Source organism: Dictyobacter halimunensis, assembly GCF_036245075.1.
Map to the genome: position 1 here is coordinate 5,176,355 of NZ_BSRI01000002.1, position 23,751 is coordinate 5,200,105.

Sequence of the window (23,751 nt, forward strand, 5' to 3'; positions counted from 1 at the left end):
TGAGCAACCTTTGCTCTCAAACATGAGCACTTCGCCATATGATGCGCAGGTTCGGATATGTAGCCGATTGAGGCAAAAAATGTCACTCTGGAAGATGAAGCTGCCGATATGAGGGTATGTTCTGACCTATTTTGGTGGTACCATAGTGAGAAAAGAAGCAGCAGAAAGGCAAAGAGGCAAAGACCTGACCACTCTGACCATGAGGAGAGCAAAAATGGCGAATCAACTTCGGGTGATGCTCGAAATAGGACTGAAAGGCAAGAAGGTGGTGGCCGTGGCACCGGATTGGCCCGGTCTAGAGCGTGGCGCAAAGACCGAGGAGGCCGCGATTGAACGGTTGCAATCCTATCTTCCGCGCTATGCCCAGGTGGCGAAGCTGGCTGGGATGGAGGGAGAGTTTGCAGCTCTCACCACGGTTGACATCGTTGAGCATTATCCAGGCACGGGCTCAACCGATTTCTGGGGCATCTCGTTTGCGTTCTCAAGCATCGATATGCGAGACCTATCGAGCGGAGAATTGGAACGTGAACTGACCCTGATGCAGGCGTGCTGGGCATTTTTCGACGACGTGCGTTTGCGCGTGTCGGTTCAGATGCAGAAGGGTCCGCGAGGGGGTGGACGTGATCGGGACCAGATCGTCGATCATACGATTCACGTAGAGCAAGAGTGGGCAAAGAAGGTCGGGGTGCCTATTCCTCAAGATGCGATGCTGATCGGCGAGGGTCTGCAAGCGTACCGCGACGCCTATCGCGACGCCATTCGAGCGTTCCATTCAGAGGGTAAGATGGCCCGAACCTGGCCGCTCCGGTATCTGATTCGGCACACCGCGTTTCACACGCTGGATCACGCCTGGGAGATGGAAGATAAAGACCTGACCGATGGAAAGAGCGCGTGAGTCAGAGAATGTTGAGATGAAGCCGTGATATACGATTGATGAGCCAACAGAAAGCCTATCGGCTTTTCGCCTCAAACAACCTTCCTCTCACTTAGAAAGGGAAGATTGCCGCATGCCTTCAGAGATAGTGATGGATGTCATCGTCAGCCGTGCCACGGCCATCCTGCGACGCAGCTGGAACGGGCCGTTTCATCTTGAACAGCCTGTACTGGTCAGCGATCGTGATCGCAATCAGGTGTTCCGCTGCCGGGTGCAGGGAGATGGGGCGCTCCCTGATAGCATCATCATAAAATTGATTAAAGACCCTCTTGATCCTGTGCGTGGTTTGACCGATTGGGCCAGCCTGGCCTTCCTCTCGCAGTTGGCTGGCGAGGATGCCGTTGCGCCGCGTTTTCTGGGAGGCGATGCGGATCAGCTCTTGTTCGTGATGGAAGACCTGGGGGATGAGGGGGATATTGAGCGTATCTTGCAGGAAGGTGATGCGTCGCGCGCGACGACCATGCTGTGCGCCCTGGCGCGTCAGATGGGGACTCTGCATGTGACAACGATGGGACATGAAAGCCTGTTTCAACGCATGTGCGAAGACCTCTCGCTGGCAACGGTACCAGCGCGTTTCCGGGAAGCTGAGCGCTGGCTGGAGGGTTGCCAGAAAGTCGAGCGCTGGTGTCGCGAACTGGATTATGTGCCGCCCGGCGGATTCGAGCAGGCGTGCAGGCGGATCGCTGACACCTTTGCCGATCCAGGTGATTTCCTGGCCTTTACGCATGGAGATCCCGCGCCGACCAATAATTGTCTGCGCAGCCGGGAACGGGATCGCCTGCCGGATCCAGGTCGAGGCAAGCTCGACACCTACCTGATCGATTTTGAATATGCTGGTTTTCGCCATGCGCTCTACGATCTGACGGGCTGGAACATCCTTTGCCCACTCCCTGAGGACTGCGTTCGCCTGATGAGCGAGCAACTGCGCGCGCGACTGGCGCCTGCCTGTCCGGCGGCGGGGCGTGATGAGGACTATCAATCCGCCTGGGCAGCCTTATGCAGCTACCGGGCAATGGCGCTTATCTCGTGGATGCCTCTGAGCCTGATCGCGCGCAATGAGCCGTGGGTGGGCGAATGGAGCGGGCGCGAGGCGCTGCTGGTGGCCCTGAGACGCTGGGAAGAAGCCGCGCGTGACGTTCAAGATCTGGAGGTGATGTCGCTGGTCGCCGCCCAGTTGCTTAGTCGCTGCCAGGCCCTCTGGCCCGACATCGCGGCTGATCGCATCCCGGCATGGCCAGCGTTTGCATAAATTCTCTCCATATACAGATATGCATCAAGAAAAGACACAAACGTAGGTTCGGGCCTCGCGCTCGATTTAAAATTTCACGTTTGACCACGACATTTACGTACGTGGAGGAAAAATCGGGCGCGAGGCCCGAACCTAAGGGAAGATCGCGCCGCGTTTATTTGTGTTTATGCCCCGGCGGCCTGGACGGATTTCTGTTCGATCAATTGTTCCGTGATCTGCCACAGTCGCTGGCCGGCCTGTTCGTCGTAGGAGGCTTTGGAGGAGGGGACGGCCTTGCTCTTATCAAAGTATTTGCCGCTGACGTTGGCGACGTCGGGCGAGGTGGCCAGGTAGATGGTGGTCTGCGCGCCCTTTTCGGGTGAGAGCATGACGAGCTTGCCCAGCTTGCCCAGCAGACCATTACCGAAGAAGCTGGTGCCGACCACACCCGGATGGAGCGCGTTGACGGTGACGCCGGTCCCTTCCAGGCGGTGGGCCAGTTGATAGGTAAAGAGGATCAAGGCCAGCTTGGCGGAGCCATAGACGGCCATAGGACGGTAGCCCTTCTCGCTCTGCAGGTCGTCGAAGTCGATCTTGCCCATCTTGTGGGCCGTCGAGCTCACATTGACGATGCGGGAGGGCGCGCTGGCCTTGAGCAGGTCGAGCAGCAGATTGGTTAACAGAAATGGACCAACATAGTTGGTGGCGAAGGCGCTCTCGATGCCATCGACCGATTCCTGGCGCTTATTGTACATGGCGCCGGCGTTGTTGATCAGCACGTGCAACTGTGGATAGCGGTCCTTGACCTCCTGCGCCAGCTGGCGCACCGAGGCCAGCGAAGACATGTCGGCGTTCAACAGATCTACCTGCTCGTTGCCGCTCTCCCGCTTGATCTCGGCCTGCGCCTCCTCGCCTTTTGCCCGGTTGCGGCTCACCATAATCACATGTGCGCCGCGCCGCGCCAGCTCCAGCGCCGTCACTTTGCCGATACCATTGTTGGCGCCTGTAATCAGGCACACCTTGCCCTGCATCTCTGTGCTTGCCATCTTATCGTCCTTTCGCTATACGTTTTTTTCGTATATGAGGCCAGTTCGTAGTGAATAAAGCGGGTTCCACAAAATAAAGAATAGAACTCCATCTATAATAAAGCTGATCACGCCCGCTCTATTCCATACGCGATCCCTCAAATGCAAGTTTCACAATGAAGAGCTGCCCCCGCCTCGCATTCTTGCGGGGAAAACATGCGTGTACCTTGCCTATGTGATGTAACGAATAGCACACAATGGTCGTGTTAGAAGTGTAGGCGTCATAGGACAAAAACAAACCGCTTATCTGGCCGCTGTGCAGAAATTGACGTGCATGTTATAATAAGGTTGCAGGAAGGTAAATACTTAGTAATGCGGTGTAAAGACGTTTAAGTACTACTGCGACATTATCAGGAATGATGATATGCTACTTTTAATAGGCAAAAATAATGTGATTTCCTGTTTTAGTCGCGGGAACAGGGAGATGGTTTTAGAATAACCGAGTAATTATAGAGGAGTGTGTCGCCATGAAAGTACGTGTTAGCATCCCGGTGGATCTGCGCCTGACGGAGCCAGGAGAGTTCCGCATCGATCAACAGGTATCCAGTGACCAGCAGGATGTCAGCTGGAAGAGCGTGGTACAGGTAAGTGGCGTCACAGGTGGTGAGTATGTGGTGGATTTGGAGCCGGGCATTTACCAGAAGAGTATCAGCGCCATGGGCGCGCAGCCTAGCTTCGCCAGCGCATTCCAGGTCACCCCTGACAACCACTACATCGACGAGGCCTCCCAGATCTTTAAGATTGATGAAGATGGAACCCTGGTCCAGTTGGAGCCACAGCCTTAATATCCCCTTGCTAGAAGCGTGTTACCTCTTCTAAACGTGATAGAAGAAAAGCTCTAAATTTTCTTTTTCAACTGGAGGGATGATCATGCAAAACCAAGGCAATCCACAGCAAGATGGCTTTATCGATGATACGCTGCACTCGGCGCGCCAGCAGCTAGAGGGCCATATCGGAGACGTTATCGACCAGTATGCCGGCCGCGTGCCCGGTGGTGAGCGCTTTACGCCCGAGGCCAAGCAGGCGGTCTCAAGCATCCTCGACGGCCTGCAGAGGCAACTGGAGAGCCAGGCCGCCAGCCGCATGGGTGGCCTCGGCGGCGCCTTCGGTGGTGGCAACAGCGCTCCCACTAGTGGCGGCAACGGCAACAACATCAACGATCCACAATCCGGCCAGGATGGCCTGCTTTAAACCTGTTCGCAACCATCTTCGCGGGCAGGTTCATCAACCATGTCCCGTGGAGATGGTCGCGGCGATAGAATGAGGTGGATCTATGCAGCGGAAGGACCCGATGCGGCGCACTTATCGCTTCATCTTTATTGTGGAAGGTATTCTGCTGCTGATCATGCTGTGTATGGCCATCTTCTATAGCAAGATCGGTGGTCTCGGCTACTTCGCGTATGGGATGTTTATTATATGTACCCTGCTGGTGGGTACTGTTTTCTTTGTGATCAGGCGCACGTATCAACGCATGGAGCAGCGGCGGCAACGCGCGCTGTCCGGTGATGACACCTTGTTAGCTCAGCCGCAGCCCCGGCCGGACGCCAGTGCATTGACGCTGCCAGTAAAAATCGTGCTGCGACCGCGCAAGATAATTCTGCTGGAGTTTATGGCCATCTTCTATGTGATACTGGCACTGATTGTATGCGTTCCCATTAGTCTGCTGCTCTTATCACATCACTCCTCTTCAATCACCATCAGAGCCGCAACCAGCAACGGTCAGGTGGACTTTGCCCGACCACCTATATTTTCTGCCACCGTACCCATGATAATCGGCGTAATCCTGGCCGTGCTGTTTGTGATCTGTCTAATTAGTTTCATATTTACCGTGCTGGCCTCGGAGGCCATATCGAAGCAGGCGATCACGGTTGATGAGCAGGGGATCACCACGCGTTTTATGGGCGCGGTGACGCGCATGACCTGGGACGAGGTGCTCAGCTTCGCGATGTGGGGCCGCGCAAATAACCGCTCTATGCTGTTGTTTGAGCTGACGAGCAAAGATACCGTGGCGCGCTGGTATCAGCTGAGCTATCGCCATGCCTTTTATACCTGGTTGACCGCGCTCAAGCCATCCATGCCGATCGATGAATATCGCCGTGTGATGGATGCGCTCCCCCAAGTTATCATGGCCCGCACAGGCAAGCCCCTCTACGATTTGCGCCACCAGAAGATGATCGGATAACCCAACTTCTCCGTGTATTGAGCAATCCTTTCAACTTGGGAACAGGCATAAAGAGGAAAAAGTGATAGTACGTGAGGGGCTTGCCCCCGCTTGCTTCCTCGTTGCTCGAAAAAGTAACCAGCACGATGCGATGCATCACATTCAATCGTTCCTGTTCGCTTTGAAGGAGCTTTTCCTTTTGGGGAGCGAGCAAGCGGGGGCAAGCCCCGCACGTACTGTGGTCTTTTCTCATCTTGCATGATCTTACATTGAAAGGATTGACCCGCGTGATTGCCGTTGCGAAGAGTTCGGAGTCCCTTTTTGTAACTCAACCTGCTGCCGAACGTATAGGTCCATGTAAAGTTTTTTATTTGGCGCGATACGAGCGAGAGAGCGCATGGAGGGTGAGCATGTCGCAGCAGCAATCCCATTTCGATGAGAATGGGCCGCAGGAGCCTTCGTATGCTCCTCGACGCTATTTTGAAGGCCAGGTTCCGCTTGAGGTGAACCAGGATCCGCGCGAGCAAGCTGGTGGGCCGCGTGAATATTCCTATGCCCCGGTCGGCGATGAATATACGGCGTCCTATGGGCAGGGCGAGAAGCTGACGCCTCGGCCGCCACAACGCACGCACCGCGGTCGCAACTGGATTATCGGCATTGTCATCGTGCTGGCCCTGGTCTGGGGCGCCGGCGCCTCTATGAGCAATGTTCACGGCCCGATGGATTTTCATGGCCCGATGAATATGTCTAAGGAGGGCAGAGCGCAGCCGGAGACGACCTCGTCAACCTATACCGGCAGCCAGCTGGTTCTGCGTGGCGTGCGAGGGAATGTGCATATCCATGGGGGCAGCTCGGACCAGGTGCAGGTGAATACCAGCAATGATATCAATCTCAAGGGGAGCACCGATAATGGTGTGATCACGCTGCAAGAGGCGGGCATGCCCGGCAAGCCAGGTCCTGGCGTGGGGGATGACGGCGGCAATATCGATGTGACGGTGCCAAAGGGTATGCAGATCACCGTTGATATGGCGATGGGTTCGGTGGGCGTCGATGGCGTGGCCGGCAAGCTCAATATCCAGGCCGCTGATGGCGAGATCAGCATCAACGACACGACATTGCAGGATGGCTCGAAGCTGCAGACCTTTAATGGTCCCATCCGTTTCAATGGCTCGCTCGATCCCAAGGGCAGCTATGACTTCGAGACCGCCAACGGTGATGTCAGTGTGCGCCTGCCGCAGGGCAGCGCGGCGAACGTGTCTACCAATACCGTGCATGGCGATATCAACAATCACCTCGATAGCAGCGGCAATGATCCCAACGCCGCCAATGTCACCATCAAGACGATCAGCGGCGACATCACCATCGACAATCAATAAAGAGATCAGGCCTGTCCGCTATCTCCTGGATGCCAGACGTAGGTGTTGAAGGCGCCGTATTCGCGGAATCCCAGGCGGCGATAGACCGGGTGTCCAGATGGAGAGGCTGTGAGGACGGCGACCCGGTAGCCCCGCGCCCGCGCCTCACGCGCCGCCAGCAGCGTCATGGCGGTTCCGATGCCTTGCCGCCTGTGCTCGGGTAGCGTGACGACATAATGGATCGCCGCCACGCAGCCATCGTAGAAGTTGCAGACGGTCGCCACCGGCTTCCCATCTATCAGACCGAGGTAGAACTGATTGGGGCTGTCAGGGCCGAACGGTACCCGTGCGTAGGCGCCGATGACCTGGCGTATCACCGCCTCGTGCAGGGGGAACAGCCAGACGCGAACCCACAGCTCCAACTGCGCAAGACTCTGAACCGGCAGGATGCTAAGACCTGGGACCGGTGGCACATCTTCATTCAGGTCCTGCAGCTCGATCGCCATCCCTGGCTCCTCCTCGTCATGCTCCAGACCGTGTGCCAGCAGGGCATCCGCGTAGCCCTGATAGTGCTCTGAGGGTGCCAGAAACCATTGGAACCCGCGGTTGCGTTGGGCGAAGTAATCACGCACGTGCTCAACGCTCTGCGAGAGCACGTCCAGTGGTGGCTGCATGTGAAATGCGGCCCTGACCAGTCCAGAATCCGCCCACCACACGTCCCGCTCGTGGTAGAGCTGTCCGCCGCACGCGGTACAGAGCCAGCTGCGGTAAGCGGCCAGGCTATCATCGATGATGGCCGGCATGCGTGCGGAATCGATATGTTGCAGTATATCGCTCATAGAGGTAGAAAATCCCTTTCCCTCATTTGTTTATTTATTACTTTATTTATACCATATGCCGCCCTCTTTTTTAGAATGTATCTTACGTTCATGATCATTTCCCATGGTGTGCATGCGTTTTCGCACCTGCGGTGCTCAAAAGTCTTGTATGTGTTGGTGCGGCAGGAGCGCGGATGCGCCCCTGCCGCACCAACACATACAAACGCACGCGGCCGCGTAGCGGACGCGCTTGCGGGAGTGTGCTAGATGGTGTAGATGATGACCTGGTTTGAACTGTAGAGCGAGCCCATGTCGTGCACCTGGACCCTGAAGCTTTCACGCGGCTTCAGGTCACAGAACTGGGCGGAGATGGCGATGTTGCCGCCACGCAGGGCGTTGACCATCGCCGGCTGCACGAGCAGGAAATTGACCGTATCCTGGGTGATGCCGCTGATATAGACATAATTCGCGACGAGGCGCGAAGCGAGGACACCACTGCCGAGCAGCACCACTGTCGCGCACCCGCTTAGTTGTGGTACAGTAGTGTGCAACGCGCGAATCGTGGGCTGTGGATCGGTAATGTTGAGCGCTTCCGATACCGCCTGCGCGCCGGTAGTGGCATCTGTGGCCGTGATCCGCAGGTCTGTGATCTGTGTCAGGCGATCGAATTGTCCGTGTGGATAGCAGATGCTGGTTTTTGTCTCGAAGTTGCCATCGACGCCGATCGCGACCTGCGCGGGACTAATCGTAAGCGCCGCGCTCCCGAGTGTCGCCAGTATCGCGTTTGCCGATAGGGATACCTGGGGGAGGAAAAGCCTCTGGCGGCCACCGTCGCGACCGTGCAATTGTTGGCGTCGAATTCATGATCGTATGACAGCACTTTGAGGGTGGGCGCGCTGTCCGCCCGGGCCGTACCCGTTGGGGCCGTGATTTCCAGTAGCGTTGTCAGCAGGAGCAGCAAAAGCAACGACATTAATCGATACGTGCGTGAGGTACCTGTGTGCATAAGACAGTTGTATTCCTTTCCTGTGCCAGGGGAGGAGGGCGCGAAGCGAAAGGAACGATGGCCGGCACCATCCCTCTTACCAGCTTCCTCCCCGCGTGATGTTATGCCTGACCAACAATCTTTGCTGTTATAACAGAGAAGATAAATATTGTAAAGCTATTATATGTCGATATATGATTGCATCGGACAGCAAAGGATATAGAGCTGGATTGGAGATTGGCGTGAAGGATTTGCGTATCTGCTTTATTGGAGATTCGTTCGTCAATGGAACGGGCGACCCGGCCTGCCTGGGATGGACCGGGCGCGTCTGCGCGGCTGCTATGAGCCAGGGACACGAGGTGACATACTACAACCTGGGCATTCGTCGTCAGACCAGTCTGGAGATTGCCCGGCGCTGGCGCGACGAGAGTGAGGCGCGGCTCCCGCATGGGTGTGACGGTCGGATAGTCTTCTCGTTCGGCGTCAACGATACGGTCCTGGAGAATGGGCGGCCGCGCCTGGCGCCCCTGGAGTCGCTGCGATATGCCAGGGAGACGCTGCGGGCCGCGCGCGAGCTGCGCCCAACGCTGATGGTTGGACCACCTCCCATGCCAGATGATGAGCAGAATCAGCGCATCGCCAGCCTCTCGCAGCATCTCGCCCTGCTGTGCCAGGAACTGGCCATCCCTTACCTGGACATCTTCACTCCCCTGCTTCAGATAGAGGAATGGAGGGAGGAGGCTCTCGCCAACGACGGCGCGCACCCACGCGCCGCCGGCTATAGCGCCCTGGCTCACCTGGTACAGGACTGGCCCGCCTGGCGGTCCTGGTTTGCCTGACCGCGATCGCGCCAGGCAACAGCAGGGCCGGCGACGACATTATGATGAGGCGGCTGTGCTGGCCGCGGCCGCGTTGCGCCTTTCAATGAGGATATTGTAGAGCCCTATGACCACCAGCAGTGAAAGGTCGGGCAGGGCCGCCGCCTCTGGATAGAGCGTAACGCTGGCTTTGCGCGAGAAGCTATTATTAGAGAACTGGACATAGGGGCTATCGCTGGCGGGATCGGTCCAGGCTTTCTGGTTTCCCCAGAAATTCATCTTCGACCAAGCAACCTCTCTTCCGTCCGCCAGCACCAGCGTACCGCCCGATCCCATCCATCTGCCCTGATACCTGGCAACCAGGGGACCATTCTCTCCGGCCTGGATCACAAACTTCCGGCTGGACCAGCCATCCGGCTGTATGAAAAGTGAGCCCTCCGGAACCTCGGCGGTCGCTTTTGAACGCCAGCCACTCATATCTAATGTCGCCAGTGTTGTGTTATCTGGCGCCACCAGGCTGAAGCTGTTCCTGAACGTTGCCGTAGGTACCCAGGTCAGCGATTGTCCAACCAGCTGGTTTAACGGGGAGGCCATATATCTAACTCCTTGTACTGCTTACTCATTTTTATTGATGCGTTATTGCATCTTTTAGATAGAAATCTCAAATTTGAATATGCCAATGGTAAGTCATGTTGCACTTTAAATCATACGCACGAACTCGCTCACGTGTTGCATCTCTTGATTATATATTCCGCTTGACTGCGTGCGATCGGAGACGCAGACCTCAATACATTCAAATTGAGAACATACAGAAATAGAAAGAGCTGCAGTACGTGCGGGGCTTGCCCCCGCTTCTTTCCTCGCCGTTCGAAAAAGCAACGGAAATGATGCAATGCATCGCATACAAATGTTCCCGGCCGCTTTGAAGGAGCTTTCCCTTGTGGGAAACAAATAAGCAGGGGCAAGCCCCGCACGTACTGTGGTCTTTTCTCGTTTTGCATGTTCTTAAATTAAGCGTATTGAACGTAATTCCAGCACCTACGATGGGGATATTCTCGCCATGAATCAGGCGGTCGGGGTTCCGGCCGCGATCGCCTGATCGAGCAGGCTCCAGAACTCATCGGTGCCGTGCCGCTGTATCCCCTCGTCGTCGATGGTGACCTTGCGGCAGCCGAAGTGCTCGGCTGTGACGACGACCACTGGCTGATTACCCTGCTTGAAGTTCAATACATAGTGGGGACCATAATCGAGCGTACAGGCTGAATTTTCTGGCAGCACCGGTAAAGCATAGATGGTGCTGTAGAGCTGGTTGATCAACGCTGGATCGCTGAGCGCCACGGTCTGTGAGCCTTCCTGTGGACTGGGACCCAGCGTCTGAATGACGAGGCTATCGGGTTGGGCGTGGGAAACCGGTGGTGTACAGGCGGCACATGTCGCGGCCTGGAAGGCGCAGCCGATCAGCAGTGTGAACACCAGCAGGAGGACCAGACGTGCCAGAGCAGAACCAACACTTTTGTTCATCTTCATGGACTTCCTTTCATGCAATTCATTGTTGCAAAGCTGTTAGAACACTTTACTTCTTTGAAGCTCTCCACGCCACTCAATTTAAATTATACTCATAGAATCCACTTGTGCAGAAAAATATAATTGTTTTTACGGAAACGTTTTCCCAGGTTTGATTGTATATATGGTATTTTTTGATCACTTTTTGACCAGTGGGCATTGCTTGATTGAGCGCGCTCTTGTGCTTATAATAGATGCATCTTTTACGAAAGGAATGCAGGCTATGGCAAATCAAGCTCATATTTATGCTCTAAAACAGGGGCTGGATTTCTGGAATCGGTGGCGCCAGGAGTACCAGCAGGTACCGCCGGACCTGAGCCAGGCTAACCTGAGCCAGCTGGATCTGAGCCAGTTTAATCTGAGCCGGGCTAACTTGCGATTTGCGAACCTCAGCGCCGCCAACCTTCAGAGGGCGAATCTGCGAGAGGCTAACCTGAGCCTGTCGAATCTGGCGCGCGCCAATCTCACGGATGCGTACCTGGTGGGCGCTGACATGACGGGGGCCGAGGTCGCCAATGCCAATCTGCGCGACGCCGATTTGAGGAACGCCAATTTGAAGATCACTAGATTTAGCGGCGCCGATCTGCGTGGTGCGAAGATGGCCGGCGCCATTACGGATGGCACTATTTTTGACAATGCCAGAAGGAGAAAATTCTTCTAATCATCGTTTCCCGCTCAATCGGATAGCAGTGTCGGCAGGCATTCGAGCGCGCGCTTCACTTCGGGCAGCTCGGCCACATCGGCGATGGGGAACCAGGCCAGTCCCTGTAGCAGGATGTGACCTTTGCCCACGTCTTCGGGATCATGTCCCAGCGTGGCCTCGGCTTCGGGATCGACCTCAACCAGGAAGGTGCTGGAGACGCCTTTGCTGTACCTTCCTTCAAAGAGGAAGCGGGGATTGCGGCCGCGCAGCCCGGTCTCTTCAAATAGCTCACGCAGGGCAGCCTCTTCTGGCTGCTCGCCCGGATTAAGGCCGCCGCCGGGCAAGATCCAGGATTCGCAGCCCTCTCTCCATCGGTGCAGGACTAGCAGGATCTCGCTGTTCTCGTTGCGCAGCACGACGGCGGCGGCACGCGGACGAATATTGTATACCATGATGTTTGTCCTTTTCTAGCGGTTAGAGCGGGAGAAAATCCCCTTGATAGCGGGCCAGGATGGCGCGCCGGCTGTCAGCTGGATAATCGCGTTCGTCGGGGGACAGGCTGTGCTCGCAGCGTGCGCCGTAGGCCATGGTCACGGTCATGGAGGCCGCCAGTGTGCGCCGCTCATCCGCGTTGAATGGCCGGCCACGGGCCGTCTCATAATCGGCGATAAAGGCCAGCATCTCCTCGCGCGAGGGCGAGTCGGCCACGCCGGGCATAAAGGGGATATAGGTAAATGTCATGGCGGCATGGCCGACCAGGACAGGTTCCTTATCGAGCTGCAGGCTATCCCAGTCATATATCACGTGTGCCTGCTCGCCGAGATAGCGGATGTGCTTGGTGCTCCAATCGACATGACCCAGCACCAGAGCACCGGCCCCGCTGTCCAGCGTCTTGCGCGCCTGCCGTGCCAGCGCGTCGATCCACTCCGCGCCGTGCGCCGTGGCCTCGAAATCGAAGATATTACTATGCGGCTTGCCCCACAGCACTCCCGCAGGCAGGCGATGATCAAAGAGCGCCAGGTCCAACTCTGGGAAACGCTCCCCCGGCCGGCTCAGTAGCCGCAGCTGCCAGGCCAGCAGCTCTGCCATCTTCCGGCGCCACAGCGGCTGATGGGCATCGTGATATTCGCCCAGGTCATCGAACTCCTCCACCAGCGCGATCCCATCGACCAGCGGCAGCGGTCCAAAGAGCGGCTGCGTGCACGGATAGCCCTGCTCCCGCAGATAGTGCTGCACGCGCGTCACTCCGCGCAGCCGCTCCATCGACTCATCCGGCCCCAGCAGCTTAAGCACGATGCGTCGCCCATCATGTAGCTGAAGTCCACTGACCACCCCGATGCTGACCTCGTAAAAGATAGTGCTGGCGATGCCGCTCCCCAGCTCCCGCTCACAGAACGCATTGACAAGCTCCATTATCAATCGCGGCTCCGCCGTCCCAAAGATACGCTGCAGCGGATGGGGATTATGCCAGTCCTCCAACTCCTCGGCGATACATGCCTGCAGATCCATCATTTATGCATCCTTTCATCTGATTGTTCTGCTAGTATCTCACATGCTGGCAAGATTGCTCCACCTGTGCTTTAATGTACCCAACGTGAAAACCGTAGGTTCGGCCCTTGCGGCCAATACTTTCAACGTAAGGAAATGCAGAAATAGAAAGAGATGCAGTACGTGCGGGGCTTGCCCCCGCTTGCTTGCTTCCCAAAAGGAAAAGCTCCTTCAAAGCGACCAGGGACAGTTGCCTGCGATGCATCGCATCATTTCCGTTGCTGTTTCGAGCGGCGAGGAAGTAAGCGGGGGCAAGCCCCGCACGTACTGTGGTCTTTTTTCATTGTTGCTTGCTCTAAAGTTGAAAGTATTGGCCCTTGCGGCCGATTGGAGCCCGCACAGCGTGGCGACTCCCGTGCCCGGCCGCCTACGTTCACCACATGCGTGGCCGTTCGTTTGTATTTGTAGATTGAGATGTTTAGGAAAGGATGTCCGAGATGGCATTTAATGATCAGGCTGAGATTGTGGAGCTGGTGCAGCATATGGCGGCCATTCCGGAGCGGCTGGTGCGCGCGATGAACGGCAAGACGAAGGGGCAACTCATGCAGCGGCCGGCACCCGGCGAGTGGTCGGTGCATGAGATATTTGCCCATATGCGCGCCGTCGATGATATTGTTACCACGCGCATCTATATGCTGCTGACACGCCAGGACGCGCCCCTGGTCGCCTTCGACGAGCGGCGCTGGGCCGAGGCCGCCCACTACGCCGAGCGCGACATCCACCAGTCTCTGACCCTCTTCACCCTGCGCCGCATCGAGATCGTTGCCACGCTGCGCCAGCTTTTCTTCGAGGACTGGCAGCGCCTGGGCCGCCACGAAAACTACGGCACCCAGAGCCTGATCGGCATCGTGCGCGACCTCGCCTCTCACGAAGGCGAGCACTGCTCCCAGATCGAGAAGCTGCTCGCCTGACCGCGTTCTTCGATTGAGCTGACTGGGGACATTATCACTGTGTGGGGTAGTCGATGAGCAATTGTTGCAGGCGGGGGAGGAAATGGAGCCAGCCCGCCAGGTGATCGTCGATGCGCAGCTTCTGATCCTCCCCGCTGTCGGAGTAGGGACCATGGCTCAGGGTAAGCTGTGTTCCGGACCCGGTGATCTCCAGCGGCTCGAAGCGCAGCTCTACAACCTTTTCGCCGCTCTCGGGTGTGTGATCCCATTGCCAGGTGAAGGCCAGCTTCCGCCCCGGCTCAAAGATTGTGTAGCGTCCGCGCAGGCGCCAGCCCATCTGCGGCCAGCTCAGACGATAGCTTCCTCCCACCTCCGGTTCGATCTCCGCCTGCTGCGGCCACCAGCCTACCAGCAGATCCGGCCCCGTCCAATACTTGAACACTGTCAGCGGGTCAACCGTTGGAAAATCGGTCCTCAAAAGCAATACTTCCGGCCCCGATGGCAATTGAATTATATCCATATACAACCTCACGGTGCTACTTTATCCTGATAATAAATACGTTCTCATTATAGAACATTAGTATATAACTGTTTATCAAAATAAAATAACGGAATAGCTCGCGGAGAGGGAAATCGGCCGCGAGGGCCGAACCTATTGCTTTGTCAAACTTCGTTTGATGGATTTCGCCCGCTACGCGGGCGAGAGGGGAGGAGTTGCCGGGGGCACAGCCCCCGAGCCCCCAGTCAAGGGGCTAGCCGCTTGATCATGCCCCCAGCATGCTCGCTTGCATCCCCGCTCTTCCATCAATTGAAGGTTGACAGAGTACTATGGCGTGGTTGTGCGGGGAGGGGAAATCGGCCGTGAGGGCCGAACCTACGGGGTGGGTTGGATCGACAAAAGATGCGATCAAATTTCGCATCTTTTGTCGATGTGGCGTGGCCTGATCGCGAACGATCAGGAGGCGGTGATGCTCTTCTCCATCTGGCGTAGGAAGCCGATCTGGAAGAGGACGCAGATGGCCAGGATGATCTGCGGGATGAAGAGCAGGGCGATGGTGGCGTAGGGGCCGGCGTACTGGAGCATCAGGCCGTTGACGGCGAGGCCGATCGGTTGGCTGCCGAAGGCGATCAGGCGAAAGACGGCATTGATGCGACCACGCAGATGGTCCGGCGTCAGGGCGGTGCGTACGCTGAGCTGCTGCACCATGTAGATGGGCACGATCACGAAGCCGAGCGAATTGGCTACGCCCAGCATAAAGGGATCGTGGGCGAAGGCGAAGAGCAGCCAGCTCAGCGCCCACACCCAGACCGAGCCGACGATCATGCGCGTCAGGCCGAAGGCGCGGTAGAGCGGCCCCGCCAGCAGGGCGCCGACGATGCTGCCGATGCCGCCGCTGCCCAGGATCATCCCCAGCTCGGCGTCGCTGGCGTGCATCTGCCGGGCCATCACGTCGATGATCAGCAGGTAGCCGGAGCAGGGCGCCATCAGGCCGAAGGTGAGCAGGGCCAGGAAGCGGATCAGCCGGTGATGCCAGAGCCAGTGCATCCCCTCCTTGATGTCGTGCAGGAGCGCGCCGGGCGGCGCCGCGCGCTCCTGCTGGAACTGGACGCGAATAAAACAGAGCGAGCAGACCGAGAGAGCCGTCGAGGCGGCATCGGCGATGAATGGGATGGCTCGCCCCAGGCTGAAGAGCACTGGACCCAGCGCGGGACCCAGCGTGCTGGCGCTGGAGGTGACGACCTCGTTGACGCTTAGCGCCTGGTGGAGCTGCCTGCGATCGACCACGGCGGGCAGCGCTGACGTATTAGCCAGGCTGAAGAAGATGCCCAGCGACTCATTGCAGAAGGCCACCAGCGCGATGTGGACCAGGGTCAGCCGGTTGAACAGCAGGGCCGCCGCCAGGCTGACCAGTCCCAGTGTGCTCAGGCTATCGCAAATGATCATCACCTTTTTGCGATCCCAGCGATCCACCAGCGCACCGGCCGGCAGACAGAAGAGCAGCAGCGACAGCGAACCGATGGAGGTCACCACGCCAGCGATGGCGGGCGAGTTCGTCAGCGCCAGCAGCAGCAGCGGCAGCGTTACCTGGGTCGCCTGTGTTCCGGTGAGCGAGATCCCCTGACCACCGAGCAGGGTTAGGAAGCTGGCGTTGCGCCACAGCGGCCTCGATGGCCTGTCGTCGCCGGCCTGCGGCGTATGATGTTCTGATGATTGAGAGACTGTAGACACCTGTAGATCCATCCTTTCTTGCTTGCGAGAAGCGCCATAGACATGACAATAGAGCGGAACACTTCCCGGTGGAGCAAGAGCAGCTACAGGTGGAGAGCACAAAGAAGCCGCAGGCACCCATGCAACGAGAAGTGCCCTGTGGCGAAGATGCGAAGGTCATCGATAGAGGCGTAGTAGGTGCTGGGCTTGCCCCAGCTTTGCTATCCGAGCGCGCTTTACCTGCTTTCGTGCCGCTTCAGACCAAGCGCATTCGCCTGAGCGGCCGTGGCAACATAAGGAATATAATCGTAAAGAGGCATTGTATAATCCTTTAAGGGTTTATCTACACCATATGAAGTATAGCATGCAAACGTCCTGAAAGTAAAGTTTCCTTAACGGCCTGGCAGGACTATTCAGGCCTGAAATGAGGACATATTCCAAAAGACAAGACAAGCGCCAGGGGAAAAACTGGCGCTTGTTCGGCGTATGCAACAACGTCTGTAGTGCTGCTAATCGTCTTCGTTAACCCTACCCTGGATTAGCGCGATTTGAGCACCCGCCAGGATTGTAGTAGCTGTCGTACTGCCAGGAGGCATGGGGGCAGTATCCCGACAGGTTCCCGCGACTGTTGCGCCAAAGGGCACAAATACTACAGATGTAACTCCGAATGGTATCACCTCGTTGACAGCCTCTTCAAAGCCAGTGTTCTCCCTGGCTATCGTGAAACCCCTTTGCACAATGCCAGCAACTGTAATATTGCAGGTGACGGTATCGGAAGCCTGGGTAGCACTTCCATCGTTAGCCAGGTTCGGAAATTGTATGGAGCCATTAAACGAGACTTCATAAAAGCCACGCCTGACGTTTGGCACCCTTACCACGGTTACCGGGGTGTTAGGGGCTGTGAACGTGATATTCTGGTTGCCCACATTGAAGAACAGGCGTGGAAGGTCGGAATGCTCTGGTGATTTGGGATTGGTATGCGACCGCGCCATCTGAACGGAATGGGCCATCGCGTTGGACGGCAGGGCAACAATGCTCGCCATCAAACTCAACATAAGTGCCGCAATTAGCAAATGTAGTTTTCTCATAAAAGGTATCTTCTCCTTGAATGAGGATAAACAGTTAAGTGAATCCTCTTTCAAGATAGCAGCAAGAGAAACTTATATATCCCAATTCGTATTCAAGAAAAAGTGTAGGGTGTATAAAAAATCTAAATAATTATCGTTCACGCTTTTGCCAGGCCGATCTGCTGGACTCGCTCCTGCAACTCTTGCAGGATTGGCGTGGGCTGGTAGAGCACGCATTCAACGGCGTCGCAGACTGCCAGGCACTCGGTGGGCGTCAACTTACGCAGTCGCTCAACCAGCGCGGTGGCATTCACGCGCCACTTCTGCTCGAGCTGGCCCCTGAATGGCCTACGCCACCGAGGTCCAGTGACGCTGCGGCTGTTCCAGCTGCATGCTTTGTAGATTTTTGCTCTCCATAGTAGTAGCTCCCTTTATATCGATGCAGAAAAGTAGTAATACATGAGAAGAGAGAAAGCGAATGAATTAAATAGCTACTCCTTAAATTTAAGGATTTTTCGGTCTATAGTACAAATGGCCGATAATTTAGTGATGAGAAGATTGATTTTCTATTGGCCTGATGGTATTATACGACATGCAATAACATGCATTGTATGGGAAGAAATGTGGTTTTGTCGTTTTTGGCTTTTGGCAGAGAAGTATACTTTTGATAAAAAATATCCACTTGCTGGAAAAACTCCATTTCGCTTAATCACCCCATTCATTCAGGTATGTAGATTGGTTGGGGATAGGGATGGGACAGCCGGTGCCATATTTCACGCACGCGTTGCGTGGCTGACAAGATGCGAAACGTCTTATTCTTCTTACGTTCTTAAGCTGAACCATACCACAAAATAGTACTATTCAGGCGTTATGCACGCCCAACTTGCCCATTTCATCCCCTGGTGGCTGGTTGTTAACGTGCCCGGTCGTCGTCAGACATGGTCGCCAGATCGTTGGATGCGCAGCTAACAATGTTGCGCCGGTCGCGGGCGGCAGGAGCTGTACAGGCCCATTCATACACCTGTTACATTTTCACGATACGTGAATAGAAAGGAAGAGTGTCAGCACGAGGATTGTGATCTCTAAATCGACGCCTCGGCCGACACCGCACTTCATGGAAAGCATACCATTGTCAATATTGACAGTCAAGAAAAGCAATTCATGTGTAGTGACATATCTGTCATCACAGCCTGATCTCACGCGTTGTTCTGGTTATCAACTGGGAGGAGGGTGGCTGTGATGTCGAGATGTGTCGCTGAAGAGAGCGAGGCGTTGAGCTACAATCGACCTCAGCCGGTTCCGGGCGCCAACCGGCCTGTTGAGGCGATCGATACACTGCGCTTCCTGCGCTTGATCGAGACGCTCTATCATAAAACTGGCATTACCGAATGGGGGATGGCTTTTGTGCGCTGGATCATGTTTGTGGGGGAGCATATCCGGCCCGCCACCTGTCATAAGCTGTCCGACGTGGCCGCGCACTTTCACCTCTCCGAACGTCAGACATGGCGTAACCTGCAGGCGCTCAAGAAGAGTGGATGGATGCATATGACCCCCTGCTTTGACGAAAATGGCAAAAAGACAAAGTATCGCTGCTATGACTGCACCCCGTTCCTCAACGCTATGGCGGCCCTGATTCGAGAACATCTCAGATCAGGGCCTCCGGAGGACGCCTGTGTCTGTCACGGTACGATCCCGGCCGTGTCATATCTGTCATCATCCTCCGCCGGCGAGCATGGGAGAGTTGCCGCTTCCCCATTAACTTCGGACAAAAATGTCCCACACGCCGATGTTCTGCATGACATAGATGTCCCGCATGCTGATGTTCTGGTGGACACATCTGTCCCAATGGCGGATGTAGCGGATGCGCTGACCGTGTCACATATGACAGCGGAAGCCATGACGGAGGACGACACGACCGGGTTGCGAGACAGATGTGTCACTGCTGACACATGCGCCCACGCCGCCTCCAAGACATGTATGACATCATGTTTCCATGCGCCGGAACGGGCCCCTGAAGCTGCTTCAAAGGCTCATGGAACAGATATGTCTGCGTCGTCTTTGAGCCCGTCTAACGCTGACCATCAGCCCGCTATGTCATGGATGTCAACTTTTTGCGCGCTTTCGAATTCGAATTCGAGTTATAAATATAATAATAATTATAATAATATTACTATCTCGAACTCGAATTCGAAAGACACGCATGCACAAGAAGCCGAAAGTGTCAGCGATTGTGTCCTTCCACCGGGCTTCTTCTCCTCCACCTCGGTCGATGGCGTGGTATGTGATCCTCACTACTGCCAGCAAGGGGAATGTTCCGCCTCAGCGACTGCCTGCCTTGCCAGAGCAAGCGAGCGGATAATCGCTGAGAGCCAGCAGGCGAGCTATGAGATGCTGGAGAGATGTGCCGCTCCAGCAGGCGAGCAGGGCTGCCGCAGCGAGGGGACGGCGAAAGACAGCCGTAAACGGCTCGGGAGCGCCAAGGCCAGGGAGCGCGAGCGCGTCAACGCCCTGCTGGCCGAGAGCCGCGCCGCCAGCGACGCGGTGCTGGGCATCCAGGCGAAGGCCACCATCCACCGCATCGCCCGCGAATTCAACGACATGGCCCTCCATGCCTCGTGCGGGCAGACCACCACGCTCTATCGCCACCTGTTGCGCATCAACGAGGTCGAGGACCAGTATACCCTGACCGATCCCGACCTGTTCTTGAGCGAAATGATGCAAACGACCTATGAGCGGCTGCGCGACATCCAGTTCAGGCGCACGGACTGTGAGCGGCGTCCCAATGGCATGCCGCTGTTCTTCACCGATCTGCGCGGGCAGGTGGTGCACCAGGTCGAACACATCCAGCAGCTGCGCCAGCAGGAGGCGCAGGCGGCATCCACCAGTCCCCAGGCGGAACAGCCGCGAGAGGGACAGCAGAACATGCCCGACTGGAAGCCTGAGCGGCCCCTGCGCAACGCCGATGATCCGCTCTCCACCGCCGATGACCATCGTCTCCGTGAATACGTGTACAGCCTCCCCCTGGACGATTCGCGTGCGCTGGTGGATCACGCGCGCCGCCTGAAGGTGGTCATGAGCGAGGAAGAGGTTGGCCAGATCCTGGCTGGGACCGCCTCAGACCATCTGTGTGATCTGATTGCGCAGGCGGTCAGGCAAGAGTTGTACTACGAGATCAAGGCCAGCTGGGTGGCGCAGCCCGGCTATGACCTGAGGTAGTTCGTGATGATGTGTGGTAGGTAGAGAGGATAATGTGAGATGACCACCCAATATGTGACCCCTATCTCTGACGCGTTCCCGCTCTGGTGCCAGAGCTTGCTGCAGCGCTCGGACTGGGTGATACTGGACACCGAAACGATTGAGTTCTGCCGGCCGCAGTGCCGAAGCTATCGCCATCGCGGTCCTTGATTGCCGAGGGCGCACGCTGTATGATCGCCTGTTCAACCCCTTCGTCCTGAGGGCGCGCGACCTGAGCGTTGTAGACCCCTATGAGCGCACCATCTTCACGGCCCGCTGGAACGAGCTGGAGGACGCGCTGGACGGGAGACTGATCATCAGCTATGGCGCGGTCTACAACTCGCAGGTTCTGGTGCGCACGGCGGCCCTGCGCCAGATCGAGATGAGCAGCTACTGCTGGCAGTGCGTCATGAGCGCCTATGCCGAGTACCGGGCCGAGCCGGGACACCACGCGCGCTCGTTTCGCTGGCAGCGACTGGCCGATGCCTGCCTGCAGTTGCGCATCAAGCGCCCAGTCCATGGCTCCCAGGCTCTGGCCGACGCCCGAGCGACCTGGCAGCTCATTCGCGCCTGCGCGCACATGTGCCCGCCCATCGAATGTTGACCCGTGCGGCTACCGGTTCGACGTATCATTCATTGTGTGCCAAAATGCGACCAGGCGACAAGAAACACGACACGTCCCCCAAAACCGAACCGCACCCCCAACCGAACCGCACCCCCAACCGAACCGCTCTCCCAAGCCGAACCGCCGTGTAGGGACGACCTTCAACGGTCGTCCGGGCCGCCAGCGCCAGCGATTGCGGCCCACGTACCCGGCCGGTTCGGCTTCTCGTGGAAAACATCTCGCCCCACGTGGTTCCACATAAGGAACGTCCGCTTTTGGGTTCGCCTGCGCAACGTTCGCGTGCGGGAGCCGCGTGTGCCTGCGTGTATGCCACGGGAAGCGGTGTCGTGGGGGTACGTGGGCTGCCGTCGCTGGCGCTGGCAGCTCGGACGACCGTTGAAGGTCGTCCCTACATGGATGTTTCGCGTTGGATGGGACGTTTCGTCTCTCGGGGGACGTGTCGTGTTTCTTGTTGCCTTGCCTTTGGGCACATAATGAATTATACTTACCGGCCCGTCAGCCTGGCTTTTCTTCGGGGATGAACTATTATAAAGAGGAGAAGCGATGCTTTTATATGGGGCATCGCTTCTCTCTTTATGTGTATATTATGAATGGTTTTTGGCCCTGATCACGTGCGGAAGGCGGCGCGCACGTTGCGGTCGGCGAACAGGTAGATGAGGATCGCGAGGGCGATAATGGTCTGTATCACTACCGAAGCGGTGATGTTGCCGGTTACCAGCGAGACGATGCCAGTGATCAGGGTGATGGCCTCTAGCACCACGGTAACCCAGAAGGCCCAGGGTTTCAGCGTCCAGAGTCCCCATGCCAGAATCAGAGAGATTATGCCCAGGACGATAGGAATTATAGCCGCTACTGTGCTGACATTCAGAAGGAAGATGCCGCCTAGAATCTCAAGCACGCCACCGATTGCTTGTAGGATCGCAATGATCGTGACCCCAACGGGTCGTTGTCGGGGGGCCAAAGTATTGTTTACCATAACATTACCCCTCTTTCAAAAAGATCAACATAAGAAAAAATACATTTATAATTATATAGATGTGTATATCTATTCTAAATTGAGTACGACTGATCTGGAGGAAAAGATTCACCCTTTAATATGACTCATCTTTATTTGTATTTTTTATAGCCTTAAGGCTTTCATATTGCTGATCGGAGCTGTGATAGAATGGGGGCTGGCAAGGTAATATCTGGCACTGGCCTCTACCGGGTTCTAAGAGGTAGCGGTTGCGTGTTCATTATTTGTGGAGGATCGTTATGTCAGGTCAGCGCGCTTCTGAGCAGTCGAAGCGGGAGCAACTTATCGCGGCTGTGCTGCGGGCGAGCCGCGAGAGCAGTACCATCGCCGTCCTTTCCCATGCCAGTATGGCCGATCGTATGGGTCTGGGGGCGACGGACGAGAAGACGCTCTCGCTGCTCGAACGCTTTGGTTCCATGACGGCGGGTGAGATCGCGTCCCAGACCGGCCTGACGACCCCTTCGGTTACTAGTCTGCTCGATCGTCTGGAGGGCAAGGGCATGGTCCGGCGCGTGCGTGATCCCCATGACCGGCGTCGCGTGATCGTGGAGCCCGACGCCGAGCGCATGGAGGAGCTCAACCGCATGTTCTATTCGCAGCAGGCGACCTTCCAGGACCTGCTGCCCGCCTATAGCGATGAGCAGCTTGAGACCATCGCGGATTTTCTGACCCGTTCCGTCCAGAGCTCCCAGGAACTTATCGCTACGCTGCGCAAAAAGGATGAGGATTAACCTCTCTCTCTCTATCTGACAAGACGGGCTTGATACTCTTGAATGGCTTCACGAGCTCCTTGCAGGTTCGTGCCGGTGCAGTCGCGATAGTAGCGGATGGCGAGCAGGCTGTAGCCGGCGCGTAGCAAGAAATCGAGCGCCAGGGGATCGGGATCGCGTTCGCCCTGCTCAAGTGGAGCGAGGTCGCTCTTCTCTATCATCTGCTCGATCTGCTGGATGACGGCCTGCGCGGCCTCGGGTCCCGTGCCGGTACAGGTGCGGAAGTAGAGCTCGGCATCCTGACGGCTGTGCGCCTGCAGCAGAAGATACATCACCATTGGATCGGCATGGGATGTGACCGCAGGCTCGGGTTCGATTGATTGATCACCATACATGGAAGTGAACTCCCTGATGGCCTGGGCGGCCTCGGGCCAGCTGGTTCCCTCTTGCTCGTGGTAGAGTGCGATGGCTCGCTGCTCCAGCACGGAGAGCAGGGACGCCTGTGGCCGCGCCAGCGTCTCGATCAGCGCCGTCTGCACCGGCCGGAAGGCCGCGACGATGCCCTGCCGCTGCTCCCGCGCCTGGCTAATCTGCTGATAGAGCAGGGGTGAGCGCTCCACCTGGATCGTCGGCATGCGATATGCCGGCCTGCCGGAGCCCGGTCGCGCATCCCCATGCCAGGTCTCATCCATCTGCTGCCTTGCCCGGCGCTGGCTGTAGCGCGACCCCAGGTAAGCAGGCGCGAAAATAAGCACGAACACAAGCAGCAACCAGATCCATAGAGTATCCATAAACCCGCATCCTCCCTGAGCGATCGATGGTAAGTTATTCTTATAGTCTATCTGTGTGCATAAAGTATCGAA

27 protein-coding genes are annotated in these 23,751 nt (G+C 56.7%); 13 read left to right on the forward strand and 14 right to left on the reverse strand.

Going from position 1 to position 23,751, the window contains the following annotated elements:
• Nucleotides 1-214 precede the first annotated feature (214 nt).
• Together AABA21_RS35390 and AABA21_RS35395 are read left to right on the forward strand one after the other, a co-directional pair.
• Nucleotides 215-895, forward strand: a complete 681-nt coding sequence (locus AABA21_RS35390; protein ID WP_338257492.1) for a hypothetical protein — start codon at nucleotides 215-217, stop codon at nucleotides 893-895.
• Nucleotides 896-1,007: 112 nt separating this feature from the next.
• Nucleotides 1,008-2,183 carry a hypothetical protein gene (locus AABA21_RS35395; RefSeq protein ID WP_338257493.1) on the forward strand — a complete coding sequence of 392 codons (1,176 nt, stop codon included), beginning with the start codon at nucleotides 1,008-1,010 and terminating at the stop codon, nucleotides 2,181-2,183.
• A gap of 164 nt (nucleotides 2,184-2,347) precedes the next feature.
• Here the strand turns inward: AABA21_RS35395 and AABA21_RS35400 are convergent, their stop codons facing one another.
• Nucleotides 2,348-3,208, reverse strand: a complete 861-nt coding sequence (locus AABA21_RS35400) for an SDR family oxidoreductase (RefSeq protein ID WP_338257494.1) — start codon at nucleotides 3,206-3,208, stop codon at nucleotides 2,348-2,350.
• A gap of 506 nt (nucleotides 3,209-3,714) precedes the next feature.
• Here AABA21_RS35400 and AABA21_RS35405 point away from each other — a divergent pair.
• The 4 genes from AABA21_RS35405 to AABA21_RS35420 all read left to right on the forward strand — a co-directional run bounded on the left by AABA21_RS35405 (nucleotide 3,715) and on the right by AABA21_RS35420 (nucleotide 6,784).
• On the forward strand, nucleotides 3,715-4,032 hold the full coding sequence (locus tag AABA21_RS35405; protein ID WP_338257496.1) for a hypothetical protein: 318 nt from the start codon (nucleotides 3,715-3,717) through the stop codon (nucleotides 4,030-4,032).
• An 85-nt stretch (nucleotides 4,033-4,117) separates the two neighbouring features.
• Nucleotides 4,118-4,438 (forward strand): hypothetical protein, encoded by a 321-nt coding sequence (locus AABA21_RS35410; RefSeq protein ID WP_338257498.1) that lies wholly within the window; start codon nucleotides 4,118-4,120, stop codon nucleotides 4,436-4,438.
• A gap of 82 nt (nucleotides 4,439-4,520) precedes the next feature.
• Nucleotides 4,521-5,429 (forward strand): hypothetical protein, encoded by a 909-nt coding sequence (locus AABA21_RS35415; RefSeq protein WP_338257500.1) that lies wholly within the window; start codon nucleotides 4,521-4,523, stop codon nucleotides 5,427-5,429.
• A gap of 389 nt (nucleotides 5,430-5,818) precedes the next feature.
• A complete protein-coding gene (locus AABA21_RS35420; RefSeq protein ID WP_338257502.1) occupies nucleotides 5,819-6,784 on the forward strand; it encodes a DUF4097 family beta strand repeat-containing protein in 966 nt (321 codons plus the stop codon).
• A 5-nt stretch (nucleotides 6,785-6,789) separates the two neighbouring features.
• On the opposite strand, the gene AABA21_RS35425 is transcribed toward AABA21_RS35420, so the two are convergent.
• Together AABA21_RS35425 and AABA21_RS35430 are read right to left on the reverse strand one after the other, a co-directional pair.
• A complete protein-coding gene (locus AABA21_RS35425) occupies nucleotides 6,790-7,602 on the reverse strand; it encodes a GNAT family N-acetyltransferase (protein WP_338257503.1) in 813 nt (270 codons plus the stop codon).
• A gap of 242 nt (nucleotides 7,603-7,844) precedes the next feature.
• A complete protein-coding gene (locus AABA21_RS35430) occupies nucleotides 7,845-8,426 on the reverse strand; it encodes a hypothetical protein (protein WP_338257505.1) in 582 nt (193 codons plus the stop codon).
• A 382-nt stretch (nucleotides 8,427-8,808) separates the two neighbouring features.
• Here AABA21_RS35430 and AABA21_RS35435 point away from each other — a divergent pair, with 382 nt between their 5' ends.
• On the forward strand, nucleotides 8,809-9,405 hold the full coding sequence (locus AABA21_RS35435) for a GDSL-type esterase/lipase family protein (RefSeq protein WP_338257507.1): 597 nt from the start codon (nucleotides 8,809-8,811) through the stop codon (nucleotides 9,403-9,405).
• A 39-nt stretch (nucleotides 9,406-9,444) separates the two neighbouring features.
• Here the strand turns inward: AABA21_RS35435 and AABA21_RS35440 are convergent, their stop codons facing one another.
• Together AABA21_RS35440 and AABA21_RS35445 are read right to left on the reverse strand one after the other, a co-directional pair.
• Nucleotides 9,445-9,978 (reverse strand): hypothetical protein, encoded by a 534-nt coding sequence (locus tag AABA21_RS35440; RefSeq protein WP_338257508.1) that lies wholly within the window; start codon nucleotides 9,976-9,978, stop codon nucleotides 9,445-9,447.
• 471 nt (nucleotides 9,979-10,449) lie between these two features.
• Complete coding sequence (locus AABA21_RS35445; RefSeq protein ID WP_338257509.1) at nucleotides 10,450-10,905, reverse strand: hypothetical protein; 456 nt, start codon at nucleotides 10,903-10,905, stop codon at nucleotides 10,450-10,452.
• Between the two features lie 265 nt (nucleotides 10,906-11,170).
• On the opposite strand from AABA21_RS35445, the gene AABA21_RS35450 reads away from it, so the two are divergent.
• Nucleotides 11,171-11,608 (forward strand): pentapeptide repeat-containing protein, encoded by a 438-nt coding sequence (locus tag AABA21_RS35450; protein WP_338257510.1) that lies wholly within the window; start codon nucleotides 11,171-11,173, stop codon nucleotides 11,606-11,608.
• Nucleotides 11,609-11,622: 14 nt separating this feature from the next.
• Here the strand turns inward: AABA21_RS35450 and AABA21_RS35455 are convergent, their stop codons facing one another.
• Nucleotides 11,623-12,042, reverse strand: a complete 420-nt coding sequence (locus AABA21_RS35455) for an NUDIX hydrolase (RefSeq protein WP_338257512.1) — start codon at nucleotides 12,040-12,042, stop codon at nucleotides 11,623-11,625.
• Between the two features lie 22 nt (nucleotides 12,043-12,064).
• Nucleotides 12,065-13,102: a hypothetical protein gene (locus AABA21_RS35460; RefSeq protein ID WP_338257513.1), complete on the reverse strand. Its 1,038-nt coding sequence runs from the start codon at nucleotides 13,100-13,102 to the stop codon at nucleotides 12,065-12,067.
• 473 nt (nucleotides 13,103-13,575) lie between these two features.
• Between AABA21_RS35460 and AABA21_RS35465 the strand changes: the two genes are divergently transcribed.
• A complete protein-coding gene (locus tag AABA21_RS35465; RefSeq protein ID WP_338257514.1) occupies nucleotides 13,576-14,049 on the forward strand; it encodes a DinB family protein in 474 nt (157 codons plus the stop codon).
• A gap of 34 nt (nucleotides 14,050-14,083) precedes the next feature.
• On the opposite strand, the gene AABA21_RS35470 is transcribed toward AABA21_RS35465, so the two are convergent.
• From AABA21_RS35470 to AABA21_RS35490, 5 genes are all read right to left on the reverse strand, one after another.
• Nucleotides 14,084-14,548: an SRPBCC family protein gene (locus AABA21_RS35470; protein ID WP_338257515.1), complete on the reverse strand. Its 465-nt coding sequence runs from the start codon at nucleotides 14,546-14,548 to the stop codon at nucleotides 14,084-14,086.
• A 435-nt stretch (nucleotides 14,549-14,983) separates the two neighbouring features.
• Nucleotides 14,984-16,258, reverse strand: coding sequence for an MFS transporter (locus AABA21_RS35475; protein ID WP_338257517.1), 1,275 nt, complete (start codon nucleotides 16,256-16,258; stop codon nucleotides 14,984-14,986).
• Nucleotides 16,259-16,746: 488 nt separating this feature from the next.
• On the reverse strand, nucleotides 16,747-17,325 hold the full coding sequence (locus AABA21_RS35480) for a hypothetical protein (RefSeq protein WP_338257518.1): 579 nt from the start codon (nucleotides 17,323-17,325) through the stop codon (nucleotides 16,747-16,749).
• A 137-nt stretch (nucleotides 17,326-17,462) separates the two neighbouring features.
• Nucleotides 17,463-17,618, reverse strand: coding sequence for a hypothetical protein (locus AABA21_RS35485; protein ID WP_338257520.1), 156 nt, complete (start codon nucleotides 17,616-17,618; stop codon nucleotides 17,463-17,465).
• 547 nt (nucleotides 17,619-18,165) lie between these two features.
• Nucleotides 18,166-18,321, reverse strand: a complete 156-nt coding sequence (locus AABA21_RS35490; protein ID WP_338257521.1) for a hypothetical protein — start codon at nucleotides 18,319-18,321, stop codon at nucleotides 18,166-18,168.
• 222 nt (nucleotides 18,322-18,543) lie between these two features.
• Between AABA21_RS35490 and AABA21_RS35495 the strand changes: the two genes are divergently transcribed.
• From AABA21_RS35495 to AABA21_RS35505, 3 genes are read left to right on the forward strand one after another with little or no spacing between them, the layout of a single operon-like run.
• The gene (locus AABA21_RS35495) at nucleotides 18,544-20,520 is read left to right on the forward strand and encodes a hypothetical protein (protein WP_338257523.1); all 1,977 of its coding nucleotides are present in this window, start codon (nucleotides 18,544-18,546) and stop codon (nucleotides 20,518-20,520) included.
• Between the two features lie 39 nt (nucleotides 20,521-20,559).
• Complete coding sequence (locus AABA21_RS35500) at nucleotides 20,560-20,709, forward strand: hypothetical protein (protein WP_338257525.1); 150 nt, start codon at nucleotides 20,560-20,562, stop codon at nucleotides 20,707-20,709.
• The gene (locus AABA21_RS35505; RefSeq protein ID WP_338257526.1) at nucleotides 20,660-21,142 is read left to right on the forward strand and encodes a hypothetical protein; all 483 of its coding nucleotides are present in this window, start codon (nucleotides 20,660-20,662) and stop codon (nucleotides 21,140-21,142) included. The genes AABA21_RS35500 and AABA21_RS35505 overlap by 50 nt, the downstream gene beginning before the upstream one ends.
• A gap of 628 nt (nucleotides 21,143-21,770) precedes the next feature.
• Here AABA21_RS35505 and AABA21_RS35510 read toward each other — a convergent pair.
• The gene (locus tag AABA21_RS35510; protein ID WP_338257527.1) at nucleotides 21,771-22,139 is read right to left on the reverse strand and encodes a DUF2127 domain-containing protein; all 369 of its coding nucleotides are present in this window, start codon (nucleotides 22,137-22,139) and stop codon (nucleotides 21,771-21,773) included.
• Between the two features lie 278 nt (nucleotides 22,140-22,417).
• On the opposite strand from AABA21_RS35510, the gene AABA21_RS35515 reads away from it, so the two are divergent.
• Nucleotides 22,418-22,909 carry a MarR family winged helix-turn-helix transcriptional regulator gene (locus tag AABA21_RS35515; RefSeq protein WP_338257528.1) on the forward strand — a complete coding sequence of 164 codons (492 nt, stop codon included), beginning with the start codon at nucleotides 22,418-22,420 and terminating at the stop codon, nucleotides 22,907-22,909.
• Between the two features lie 11 nt (nucleotides 22,910-22,920).
• Here the strand turns inward: AABA21_RS35515 and AABA21_RS35520 are convergent, their stop codons facing one another.
• Nucleotides 22,921-23,679: a hypothetical protein gene (locus tag AABA21_RS35520; protein WP_338257530.1), complete on the reverse strand. Its 759-nt coding sequence runs from the start codon at nucleotides 23,677-23,679 to the stop codon at nucleotides 22,921-22,923.
• Nucleotides 23,680-23,751: the final 72 nt, after the last annotated feature.

Bases quoted from the DNA above. Each gene is read 5' to 3' on its own strand.
- AABA21_RS35445 (WP_338257509.1), bottom strand. From the start codon at position 10,905: ATGAACAAAAGTGTTGGTTCTGCTCTGGCACGTCTGGTCCTCCTGCTG.
- AABA21_RS35510 (WP_338257527.1), bottom strand. From the start codon at position 22,139: ATGGTAAACAATACTTTGGCCCCCCGACAACGACCCGTTGGGGTCACG.
- AABA21_RS35390 (WP_338257492.1), top strand. From the start codon at position 215: ATGGCGAATCAACTTCGGGTGATGCTCGAAATAGGACTGAAAGGCAAG.
- AABA21_RS35410 (WP_338257498.1), top strand. From the start codon at position 4,118: ATGCAAAACCAAGGCAATCCACAGCAAGATGGCTTTATCGATGATACG.
- AABA21_RS35495 (WP_338257523.1), top strand. From the start codon at position 18,544: ATGTCGAGATGTGTCGCTGAAGAGAGCGAGGCGTTGAGCTACAATCGA.
- AABA21_RS35395 (WP_338257493.1), top strand. From the start codon at position 1,008: ATGCCTTCAGAGATAGTGATGGATGTCATCGTCAGCCGTGCCACGGCC.
- AABA21_RS35500 (WP_338257525.1), top strand. From the start codon at position 20,560: ATGACCACCCAATATGTGACCCCTATCTCTGACGCGTTCCCGCTCTGG.
- AABA21_RS35455 (WP_338257512.1), bottom strand. From the start codon at position 12,042: ATGGTATACAATATTCGTCCGCGTGCCGCCGCCGTCGTGCTGCGCAAC.
- AABA21_RS35480 (WP_338257518.1), bottom strand. From the start codon at position 17,325: ATGAGAAAACTACATTTGCTAATTGCGGCACTTATGTTGAGTTTGATG.
- AABA21_RS35465 (WP_338257514.1), top strand. From the start codon at position 13,576: ATGGCATTTAATGATCAGGCTGAGATTGTGGAGCTGGTGCAGCATATG.
- AABA21_RS35415 (WP_338257500.1), top strand. From the start codon at position 4,521: ATGCAGCGGAAGGACCCGATGCGGCGCACTTATCGCTTCATCTTTATT.
- AABA21_RS35460 (WP_338257513.1), bottom strand. From the start codon at position 13,102: ATGATGGATCTGCAGGCATGTATCGCCGAGGAGTTGGAGGACTGGCAT.
- AABA21_RS35490 (WP_338257521.1), bottom strand. From the start codon at position 18,321: ATGAATGGGCCTGTACAGCTCCTGCCGCCCGCGACCGGCGCAACATTG.
- AABA21_RS35470 (WP_338257515.1), bottom strand. From the start codon at position 14,548: ATGGATATAATTCAATTGCCATCGGGGCCGGAAGTATTGCTTTTGAGG.
- AABA21_RS35400 (WP_338257494.1), bottom strand. From the start codon at position 3,208: ATGGCAAGCACAGAGATGCAGGGCAAGGTGTGCCTGATTACAGGCGCC.
- AABA21_RS35520 (WP_338257530.1), bottom strand. From the start codon at position 23,679: ATGGATACTCTATGGATCTGGTTGCTGCTTGTGTTCGTGCTTATTTTC.
- AABA21_RS35405 (WP_338257496.1), top strand. From the start codon at position 3,715: ATGAAAGTACGTGTTAGCATCCCGGTGGATCTGCGCCTGACGGAGCCA.
- AABA21_RS35515 (WP_338257528.1), top strand. From the start codon at position 22,418: ATGTCAGGTCAGCGCGCTTCTGAGCAGTCGAAGCGGGAGCAACTTATC.
- AABA21_RS35420 (WP_338257502.1), top strand. From the start codon at position 5,819: ATGTCGCAGCAGCAATCCCATTTCGATGAGAATGGGCCGCAGGAGCCT.
- AABA21_RS35440 (WP_338257508.1), bottom strand. From the start codon at position 9,978: ATGGCCTCCCCGTTAAACCAGCTGGTTGGACAATCGCTGACCTGGGTA.
- AABA21_RS35450 (WP_338257510.1), top strand. From the start codon at position 11,171: ATGGCAAATCAAGCTCATATTTATGCTCTAAAACAGGGGCTGGATTTC.
- AABA21_RS35425 (WP_338257503.1), bottom strand. From the start codon at position 7,602: ATGAGCGATATACTGCAACATATCGATTCCGCACGCATGCCGGCCATC.